8 protein-coding genes are annotated in these 10,176 nt (G+C 50.0%); 4 read left to right on the plus strand and 4 right to left on the minus strand.

The window, feature by feature from the left end; all coding sequences use genetic code 11:
- Nucleotides 1–62 precede the first annotated feature (62 nt).
- From NDA06_RS10540 to NDA06_RS10550, 3 genes are read left to right on the plus strand one after another with little or no spacing between them, the layout of a single operon-like run.
- Entirely contained in the window at nucleotides 63–2,465 is a 2,403-nt protein-coding gene (locus NDA06_RS10540) for a filamentous hemagglutinin N-terminal domain-containing protein (RefSeq protein WP_190986113.1), read from the plus strand.
- Complete coding sequence (locus NDA06_RS10545; RefSeq protein ID WP_190986114.1) at nucleotides 2,455–4,227, plus strand: ShlB/FhaC/HecB family hemolysin secretion/activation protein; 1,773 nt, start codon at nucleotides 2,455–2,457, stop codon at nucleotides 4,225–4,227. Before NDA06_RS10540 ends, NDA06_RS10545 begins: the two co-directional genes overlap by 11 nt.
- Complete coding sequence (locus tag NDA06_RS10550) at nucleotides 4,179–6,887, plus strand: CHAT domain-containing protein (RefSeq protein ID WP_190666873.1); 2,709 nt, start codon at nucleotides 4,179–4,181, stop codon at nucleotides 6,885–6,887. The genes NDA06_RS10545 and NDA06_RS10550 overlap by 49 nt, the downstream gene beginning before the upstream one ends.
- Before the next feature lie 84 nt (nucleotides 6,888–6,971).
- Here NDA06_RS10550 and NDA06_RS10555 read toward each other — a convergent pair whose 3' ends face one another.
- The 4 genes from NDA06_RS10555 to NDA06_RS10570 are packed head-to-tail and all read right to left on the minus strand — an operon-like array spanning nucleotide 6,972 to nucleotide 9,764.
- Complete coding sequence (locus NDA06_RS10555) at nucleotides 6,972–7,757, minus strand: ATP-binding cassette domain-containing protein (RefSeq protein WP_190434952.1); 786 nt, start codon at nucleotides 7,755–7,757, stop codon at nucleotides 6,972–6,974.
- 25 nt (nucleotides 7,758–7,782) lie between these two features.
- A complete protein-coding gene (cbiQ, locus tag NDA06_RS10560; RefSeq protein ID WP_190529765.1) occupies nucleotides 7,783–8,556 on the minus strand; it encodes a cobalt ECF transporter T component CbiQ in 774 nt (257 codons plus the stop codon).
- Between the two features lie 19 nt (nucleotides 8,557–8,575).
- Nucleotides 8,576–8,965: a PDGLE domain-containing protein gene (locus tag NDA06_RS10565; RefSeq protein ID WP_190411035.1), complete on the minus strand. Its 390-nt coding sequence runs from the start codon at nucleotides 8,963–8,965 to the stop codon at nucleotides 8,576–8,578.
- Between the two features lie 43 nt (nucleotides 8,966–9,008).
- Nucleotides 9,009–9,764, minus strand: a complete 756-nt coding sequence (locus tag NDA06_RS10570; protein ID WP_190411034.1) for an energy-coupling factor ABC transporter permease — start codon at nucleotides 9,762–9,764, stop codon at nucleotides 9,009–9,011.
- Nucleotides 9,765–10,076: 312 nt separating this feature from the next.
- Between NDA06_RS10570 and NDA06_RS10575 the strand changes: the two genes are divergently transcribed.
- Nucleotides 10,077–10,176 (plus strand): IS1 family transposase (locus NDA06_RS10575; RefSeq protein WP_190986115.1); only part of this gene is annotated, 100 nt, incomplete at its 3' end.

Consider the following 10,176-nt stretch of genomic DNA (forward strand, 5'->3'; position numbering starts at 1 on the left):
GCTGTGTTAGGCTATTGCGTGAATATACGGAAACCTTACCGTCAAGGTAATGCTAGCCAAGCGTGTTAATTCGCAGAGTGCTTCGATCGCTGCATTGCCACCCTTGTTGGATAAGAAGCGCGATCGCGCTGGGTACGATCGCCGCTGCGAGCGATCGCGCGATCGCCCAAAATATCACCCTTGATGGCAGCCTCGGCTTGGCAAAAACCTTAACGGGTCCCAATTACGTTATTCCTCAATCAGCGGGTCAAACCGTCGGCAGTAATCTGTTCCACAGCTTTGGAAAATTTAGCCTCAACGCAGGCGAGGTAGCGGGTTTTAGCAGCGCCGCCAATATCCAGAATATTCTGTCCCGTGTCACAGGCGGTTCTCCCTCCTTGATTAACGGCTCAATTTTTACCGATCAGCCGGTCAACTTCTTCTTGATCAATCCCAGTGGCATTTACTTCGGGCCAAAGGCTCAACTCAATGTCGGTAGTGCCACCAGAGGCTCTTTTGTTGCCACCACGCTGGATGCTTTGGTATGGGCGGATGGTAGTCAGTTTAGCGCCACCAATCCAGGGGGATCGAGTAGCTTACTGACGATGGTTGGCGACCCTAGCGGGTTTATCTCTTCACAACTGCCTAAACCAATCGTGGGTTCTGCTAGCACCCTGAAAGTCTCGGAAAATCAGACTTTGTTGTTATTAGGCGGTGATGTGAGTTGGAAGGGCGGGCTTTTACAAGCGCGGAGTGGTCGAGTCGAGTTGGCAGGAGTCGCAGAACCAGGAACCGTAAAGCTGAATGTCGAAGGCAATCGTTGGCGCTTGAAATTTCTAGATAGCGTCGTCCAAGCAGATATATCCCTCACGAATCAAGCAGCGATTGATGTCAGCAGTCAAGGTAGCGGGGCGATCCAGCTTTCCGGCAGACAGGTGACATTTAGCGATGAGTCAAAAGTTTCTGCAAATACGTTGGGGAATCGAAATGGGCAAGGAATCTTTATCCAAGCTGTGCGGCTAACCATTCAAGGGGGTTCTCAGGTCTCTGCAACAACCACCGGCAAGGGGAAAGGAGGGATTATCGACATCAATGTCTCTGATTCGGTAGAACTGATCGGCACCTCAGCGGATGGTCAAAAACCCAGCAAACTCGCCAGTGATGTTAAAGATGCAGGGGGAGATGCGGGAAACGTGAAAATTACGACCCGGCAATTGCTAGTTCGGGATGGGGCGCGGATATCAGCGAGTGGTTCCGGAACGGGGCAGGGAGGAAGTATCAACGTCTATGCCACCGATCGGGTGGAACTGAGTGGCACCGCACCGAGCGATCGCCGTCCCAGTGGATTGTCGGTTCAAACTTCTAGAGGCAATGGGAAAGCTGGAAACTTAACGATTACCACTCGGAAATTGACGATCCGAAATGGGGCAGAAGTCTCTGCGGCTACTTTTGGGGCAGGTTTCGGGGGAAATGTGGAGGTGAATGCCTCTGAGTTGGTAGAACTGATTGGGACTTCAGGAAATGGAAAGCTTCGCAGCAGATTATTTGCTGGCACCGGCAACCCCGCCGATGTCATCCGAGACGGAGATGGTTCCCCCTCCGATAGCAGTAATCTTCCGGCATTTTCGACCGGAGATGGGGGAAGTCTGACGGTTAAAACTCAGTTGTTAACGGTTCGGGATCGGGGACAAATCTCTGTGGGCAGTCAAGGGTTAGGAAAAGCTGGGGAACTCGAAATTGACTCTGGCTCTATCCTGCTAGACAATGGGGCAACCCTCAACGCCCAAACTGTATCCGGTGACGGCGGGAATATTCGATTGCGAGTGCAAGACTTATTATTGCTGCGCCGCAATAGTAACCTTTCCACCACCGCAGGCACTGCAAAAGCGGGTGGAGATGGCGGGAATGTGGATATTAATGCCAAATTCATCGTCGCTGTCCCATCTGAAAATAGCGATATTACCGCCAATGCCTTCCAAGGTCGGGGAGGGAGTATCAACATCACCACTTCTAGTATCTTTGGTAGCCAGTTGCGATCGCGCCCAACCTCCCAAAGTGACATCACGGCGAGTTCGGAATTTGGGGTCGATGGCACCGTACAAATTAATACCCTGGATGTCGATCCCAGTCGCGGGTTAGCGACTTTACCAGCAGAATTGGTCGATGCTTCTGGATTGGTGGCGCAAACTTGTCCGGCGAGTGGCAGCAACGTTGCGAGTTCTTTCACCGTGACGGGAAGCGGAGGGTTGCCAGATAATCCTAGCGAAACCCGAACTAGCAACGCCGTTTGGACAGATTGGCGTCAGGCTGCACCAGCTTCCACTCACTCCCAAAAGGATGTTGCCATACAGTCAAACTTGACAAAAGAGCCGGTAGAAGCACAAGGTTGGGTAAAAAACGATCGAGGCGAAGTCGTTCTCACTGCTGCTGTTCCGTACTACTCCCATCGTTTCGGGCTAACAACCGCTAAGTGCTATGTGCCGTAATTTTTCTGGGGGCGATCGCTTATTGTATCTTCGGCTGGGTTTAGCAATGCTGAGTCTCTGCTTGACGGCGCAAGTCGCGCGATCGCTTCCTGAAACGATTGACTCGGCTCAAGTTCCTCAACTCCCTCCGCCACAAGACATCCTTCAACCACCATCTCCCTCCCCTTCCCCACTTCCTTTACCAGAAACACCTGCCCCACTACCGCCGCCAGGAGACTTGCTCCAGTCGCCTACGCAGCCTTCCCCAGACGAGGAGACACCAGGGGAGACGGTTCCTGGCAACATCACGGTGGAAAAGTTTGAATTCATCGGCAATACAGCTTTCAGTTCCGAAAAGCTAGCGGAAATTACCAAGCCGTTTACCAATCGACCAATTTCCTTTGCCGAACTGCTGCAAGCTCGAACTGCTGTCACCGAGTTTTACGTCAACCAAGGGTACATTACGTCAGGTGCCCTGATTCCAGCTAACCAAACGATTCAGGGAGGCGTCGTTACCATTCAGGTCGTCGAAGGCGGCTTAGAAGACATTAAAATTAGTGGCACGCGACGGTTAAATTCCAACTACGTGCGATCGCGTTTGGCTGTCGCCACATCAAAGCCGCTCAATCGAGAGCGTCTCTTAGAAGCATTGCAGCTGCTGCAACTCAATCCGCTGATTGCCAATTTATCCGCGGAACTTTCTGCTGGAACCCGTCCGGGATTCAGTTTGCTGGAGGTTCGGATAACAGAGGCGAAGACCTTTAGCACCCAAATCGGCATCGATAACGGTCGTTCTCCCAGCGTGGGCAGCTTCCGACGTCGCTTGCAAGTGAATGAAGCGAATTTATTCGGTTTGGGAGATGGTTTAAGCCTTGCCTACAGCAATACAGATGGCAGCGATAGTTTTGATACTTCCTACACACTGCCGATTAATCCTTACAATGGCACGTTCAGCGTCAGCTACGGCACCACATCCAGCGATGTGATTGAGCCACCCTTCGACCGACTCGATATTTATGCCGCCTCGCGCTACTACGAATTGACGCTGCGCCAGCCAATTGTTCAAACCCCTACCCAACAATTCACCGTCGGTTTAACAGCATCTCGGAGGGAAAGCGAAACTTCTTTGCTAGAGATTCCGTTTCCCCTGTCGGCGGGCGCTGATGACGAGGGACGCACCCGGATATCAGCATTACGATTGTTTCAGGAATGGACGCAAACCGGGACTCGCCAAGTCATTGCCTTGCGATCGCAATTTAATATCGGACTCGGTGCCTTTGATGCAACTCTCAACGAATCTGGTCCCGATAGTCGCTTTTATTCATGGCAAGGGCAAGCCCAGTGGGTACGTCTCCTGGCTCCAGAAACGTTGCTATTGGTGCGTGGCAACGTGCAACTAGCAGATAGAACGCTAGTCCCTTTAGAACAATTTGGTTTAGGCGGCTTAGAAAGCATTCGGGGTTATCGTCAGGATGCTCTGCTGACGGATAACGGCGTCTTGCTAAGTGCAGAACTTCAGTACCCGGTGCTGCGCGTCCCCCAAGTGCAGGGTGTTCTCCAAATCATTCCGTTCGTCGATTTTGGCACCGCCTGGAACAGTTCGGGCAGAGAAGATCCAGACCCCAATAGACTTTTATCGGTTGGGTTAGGATTGCAGTGGCGGCAATCACCACGCTTCAGCGCCCGCCTGGACTGGGGAATTCCTTTAGTGAATCTCTCTTCGAGGGAAAGAACATGGCAAGAAAACGGTCTGTACTTTTCCGTGCAGTACAATCTTTTCTAAAGTACGGGCTTTTCGGATTAACGTTGACCCTTTTGCTTTTCTGGGGTCAAAAGGTACACTCTCATTCGCTGTTGTTGGATACCTCTCCCCCAACCCCTCTCCTAGTAGGAGAGGGACAAAGAGCGATTCCTCCATCCCTTGTAGGGAAGGGGGTTAGGGGATTAGGTTTCCCCGATTCGAGGAGCATTGCATTAGACGTTACCGAACTAACTAATACAACTCAAGTACAACAGGGACGTGAATTTTATGAAACTGGGCAGTTTGTTGAGGCGGTAAGGATTTGGCAACAAGCGGCAAAAACTTTTCAAGCCCAAGGAGATATCCTCAATCAAGCTTCTACGTTGAGCTTCCTGTCCTTAGCTTACCAACAACTCGGACAGTGGACGGAGGCAACGGAAGCGATCGCAAACAGCCTGAAACTATTAGAAGCGAGAAATCCCAACAAAGACCACTTGCCGGTTCTCGCCCAAGCTTTCAACATCCAAGGGCAGCTGCAATTGGCACTCGGACAAGCGGAACAAGCTTTAACAACTTGGGAACAAGCGGCGGCTATTTATACGCAAGCAGGCGACAAGGCGGGAATTACGGGTAGCTTAATTAACCAAAGCTTAGCGCTGCAATCTTTAGGGCGTTATCGTCAAGCGGCGAAGGCATTGACTCAGGTAGAGGAGACGCTGGCGAATCAACCCAATCCGATGAAAGCGATCGCGCTGAGTTCTTTCGGTAACACCCTCCGCGTCGTTGGTGATTTAGAGAAGTCCCGGCAGGTTTTGCAGCAAAGTTTGGATGTCGCCCAGCAACTCAAGTCTCCCCCAGACATTAGTGCAGCGTTCCTGGGTTTAGGAAATACCGCGCGATCGCAACAGGATACGGAAGCAGCTTTAAAGTTTTATCAACAAGCTGAATCAACTGCTCCTTCACCAATGACCCGCAACCAAGCCAAACTCAATCAATTGAGCTTGTTGGTGGAAACGAAGCAATTGAGCGCTGCCAAGGCGTTGGGTTCCCAAATGCAAGCAGAAATTGCGAGTTTTCCCCCCAGTCGAACAGCAGTTTATGCCAAGATTAATTTTGCCCAAAGTTTGACGCGGATCAAACAAGCTGACACGGCAAATACTTCCTCCTGGACAGAAATCGGTCAGGTGTTGGCAAATGCAGTTCAACAAGCCAAAAGTATCCAAGATATCCGGGCAGAAGCTTATGCGCTGGGACATCTCGGCGGACTATACGAACAAACTCAGCAATTGCAGAATGCCCAAGACTTGACTCGGCAAGCTTTACTTCTCGCCCAATCAATTAACGCCTCAGATATTTCCTATCGTTGGCAATGGCAATTAGGACGCTTATTGAAAGCGCAGGGAAAAACCAAAGACGCGATCGCGGCTTACACGGAAGCGGTCAATATTCTCCAATCTCTCCGCAGCGATTTAGTTACCATTAATCCTGACGTTCAGTTTTCTTTTCGAGAGGAAGTCGAGCCTATCTATCGGCAACTGGTCGAGTTGCTATTGCAAACAGAGGGAACTTCACAGCCAAGCCAAGACAATCTCAAACTAGCCCGTAACACGATTGAATCGCTGCAACTTGCTGAACTCGATAATTTCTTTCGCACCGCCTGTTTGCAAGGCAAAACAGTCCAAATCGACCAAGTCATCGATAAAGACGATCCGACCGCCGCAGTCATCTATCCGATTATTTTGGCAGACCGATTAGAAGTCATTCTCAAGTTACCTCAACAACCACTACGCCACTACAAAACTGATATCAACCAGAGTGAAATAGAAAGAATTGTCGGAGAATTGCGAAAGCAACTGACCAAACCGTACACGCTGCGAGAAACTCAAGCTTTATCTAAGCAAGTCTATGATTGGTTGATTTTACCTGCATCGCAGGATCTCGCGAGCAACATTAAAACTTTGGTATTTGTCCTAGATGGTTCCTTGCGAAATATCCCGATGGCTGCACTCTACGACGGTCAACAATACCTTGTCCAAAAGTATGGCGTTGCATTAACTCCAGGGTTGCAGTTACTCGGCCCCAAATCTTTAGAACGGGGAAAAATCAAAGCTTTAACTGCCGGAATTACTGAATCTCGCCAAGGGTTTGCTGCGCTCAACAATGTAACCCTGGAATTAAATCAGATTAAATCTGTAGTGCCCACTACGGTACTGCTCAATCAGGAATTTACCAGTACCGCTTTCCAAAAAGAAATGAATGCGGTTTCCTTCCCAGTCGTACATCTTGCCACTCACGGTCAATTCAGTTCTAAAGCTGAGGAGACATTTATTCTGACTTGGGATAATCGGATTAATGTCAATCAGTTGGATAATTTACTCCGCATTAGAGATACGAACCGACCAACTGCGATCGAATTACTCGTCCTCAGTGCTTGCCAAACCGCTACCGGGGACAAACGGGCGGCTTTAGGACTGGCTGGGGTTGCGGTACGCGCTGGGGCGCGGAGTACCCTCGCGTCTCTATGGTCGCTGGACGATGAGAGTAGCGCCCTTCTGATGAGTCAGTTTTATCAAGAGTTAACCAATACAAAGGAGACGAAAGCGGAAGCACTCCGGTTTGCCCAGCTGTCTCTGTTGCAGAATCCGCGATACCAGCATCCCCGTTACTGGGCACCCTACGTGCTAGTGGGGAATTGGCTATAGTTGCGGGAAGATTTCAAATCTATAGCAATATCTCGTTTGAATGCAGTGGGGAACTATCGGTAATTCACCGAAAAGTATTAAATTTCAAACAAGAACGCGCTTTTTAACCGGCGCATCTTCAAGCTGGCAGTAAGGGCGACTGTAGCAGAGGGGCGACTCTAGAGAGTGCTGAACTAAGAAGTCAGGATCGCTCATCACCTGCTCAGTTGCACCATCGTAGACGACCTGACCCTGACTCAAGACTACCGTGCGATCGCATAACTCCAAGGCTAAATCTAAGTCGTGGGTGGCAATCAGTTGCGTCAGCGGCAAGCTTTTTAACAACTCGATCAACTGGCGACGAGAACGGGGATCTAGCTGAGCCGAGGGTTCGTCAAATACCAACACTTGGGGGTTCATTGCCAGCACGCCTGCGATCGCAATCCGCTTCTTTTCGCCTCCAGATAAATTATCTGTATTCCTCTGTCCATAGCGTTCTGGATCGATATCCACCGCTGCCATCGCCTGAAGCACTCGTGCGGTAAGTTCCTTGTCTCGCAAGCCTTGATTCATCGGACCAAAGGCAACGTCTTCCCAAACTGTGGGCATAAATAACTGATTATCTGGATTCTGAAATACCAGCCCCACAAAATTCCGAATTTTTTGCAAATTCTCCTTTCTGACAGGCCATTCTCCAATGATGATTTCTCCCGCTTCGGGTAAGAGAATCCCATTCAGATGTAACTGCAAAGTGGACTTTCCCGAACCATTGGCTCCGATTAATGCCACTCGTTCCGTTGCTTTAATCGATAAATTAATTCCCCTGAGTGCATGAGTTCCATCAGGGTAGATATAGCTAAGATTTTCGATAAATATTGGATTATGGTGCATAGCAACAATTAAAAATTAAAAATTTTTAGAATAAATAAACCACTTGTCCCAGCAATGCCAAAATTACGGTTAAGGTTAAAGCCACAATGTCGCGGCGTCCGCCCGACGGCACCTTCTCGACAGGCGGTAGTCCTTGATAACCCCGCGACAGCATTGCCTGATAAACCCGCTCCCCCCGCTCATAGGTACGGATAAATAGCGTTCCCATCATGTTGCCAATCACCTGGCGTTGCCAGTGGTTGCTGCCCATCAGGTTGCGAGAGGCTGCTGCCCGACGCATGGCGTTAACCTCCCCAATTAGGACGCTAATGTAGCGATACATGGATGCGAGAATCGCCACCAATAGGGGTGGGGTTCGCAAGGCGACTAATCCATTCAGGAGCGCTGCAACCGAAGTAGTTAAAGTCAGCACATTTAGCATCATCAGCGAAAGCAGCGCTTTGAGGGTCACGCTACCCAAAACCATCAGCCCGACGGTAGTAATCCGTAGCACTCCCCAAGACCACAACACCTCGCCGCCGTCCCGAAACAAAGTGCCTAGCAGTACAACGCCAATAAAAGCAAACTCAACGGCGATTCGCTTCAGCAGGATGCTCCATGTCACCCGACTCAGGAGAACAACGCCTAGCACGCCTAACCCATAGATTGCCCAAGTCCACCAGCGTCCGTTTGGCGTCAGGGCGATCGCAAATACAAGCAGTAGCGTACACAGGATTCGAGTCCGGGGTGCTAATGAGTGCCAGGGAGTTTTGCGATCGCTATCGGCATCTAATTGAACGGCAATAATGTGCAGCAGCATTCGCTTTACGCTTTAGTTCTTAGCTATCCAGGGGGCCATCTGGATTATCTGAGGACGAGGGGACTTCATAGTCTGAGGAAGATGAAACAGAATTGCGAACCACCAGCTTGCCGATGCCCCAAGCCAAACCAAATGTTGTTAAGGTTCCAATCAAACCGGCTAAGGGTGTGGCGAGTCCTTCTGGTACGCCTCTAAGGGCATATTCTTCAAAAACAGCGTAAAAGGGGAGTTTTTGGGCGGGTGCTTCTTCGGCTGCTTTATCCTCAAACTTTAGATCCTGAGAAACTCGGTCTAATCCGTCTGGATCTGAGCTAGCGAATGGAGACAAAAAAATTGCAATCAGCAGGGCAACACCCAATCCAGTGATGACAAAAGCCCGGTTGCGTTCCCGTGAGAGGTTGCTACTCATAAACGTTTAATCCCTTTCCTATATAACTAGATGCACGCAGTGCTTAACGCTGTGACAGCGAACGAGATGCAGTGGAAACAGCTCGGCGGGGTGGATCGAACAACAGATCGGGACGCGATCGCCATACATAACTCACTGCTACGACGGTAATCAGTGATTCTCCAATGCCGATTAGGACGTGCCAAAATGCCATTGCCCCTACGGCTACCCCAAAGGGCACTGTTCCGGACAAAGCTAGTTGTACTGCTGTCAAAATCGAGGCAATAAACACGCTTGTCCAAGCTGCAATTGCCGTACCCACTAACATTCCCCGCCAGTTATCCCGTCCTAAGGCAAACCGAATTGTTTTGTAGAGGTAGTAACCCGCAAAGGTGCCAATGAGTCCCATATTGGTGATGTTGGCTCCTAGCACAGTCAGTCCACCATCTTGAAACAAGACTGCCTGGACGATGAAGACTGCCACCATGACGAGCGATCCCGCCCACGGGCCAAGTAAAACTCCCGCGAGCGTCCCACCCAGCAGGTGCCCGGAGGTGCCCCCTGGAATTGGGAAATTAATCATTTGGGCGGCAAAAATAAAGGCTCCACACACACCCATCAGCGGGACTGCCCGTTCCTGGTAGTCAGCCTGCACTCGATTTAGAGCGAGTGCAATCAGTCCGATGGCGAGTACCCATGTCACGAGGCTAACGGGCAAGCTCAAGAAGCCATCTGGAATGTGCAAGGCTAACTGCGGCTGTATTATCCAGTGCAGTAAGCCAGAGGAGACAATACTAGGGAGCGGGGCTGTAATTATCATTAAAAATTGTCCTTTACTGCCAGATTATTTAATAAATCCAACCCTCTAATAAAACATAAATTTTTCAAAAAAAGCAATGCGATAGGGGGGCATTGAGGATTTTTAAGTGAATCATTGTATGGTGAAGAAATCTGTTACTTTTGGCATAATTTGAAGGAATCCTCCTCCTCTCTAAGACTGAGATTCAGAAAATCTGCGATCGCAAGGTGTATAAGCGATCGCATCTACGCGTTAGGACATTGCGAAATCAAAAAATGGGTAGTGCCAAAGATGTAATGATAGAGAAGTAGAGTTTCTCCCTGTCCTTCTTCCATGCCTGCCTGCCCAACTTGTGCATCTACCCACACGGTCAAGAATGGTCGTATTCACAACGGCAAACAACGGTTCAAGTGTCACGGTTGTGGACGACAGT

Source organism: Trichocoleus sp. ST-U1 (assembly GCF_039961835.1).
Classification (GTDB): domain Bacteria; phylum Cyanobacteriota; class Cyanobacteriia; order Cyanobacteriales; family FACHB-T130; genus FACHB-T130.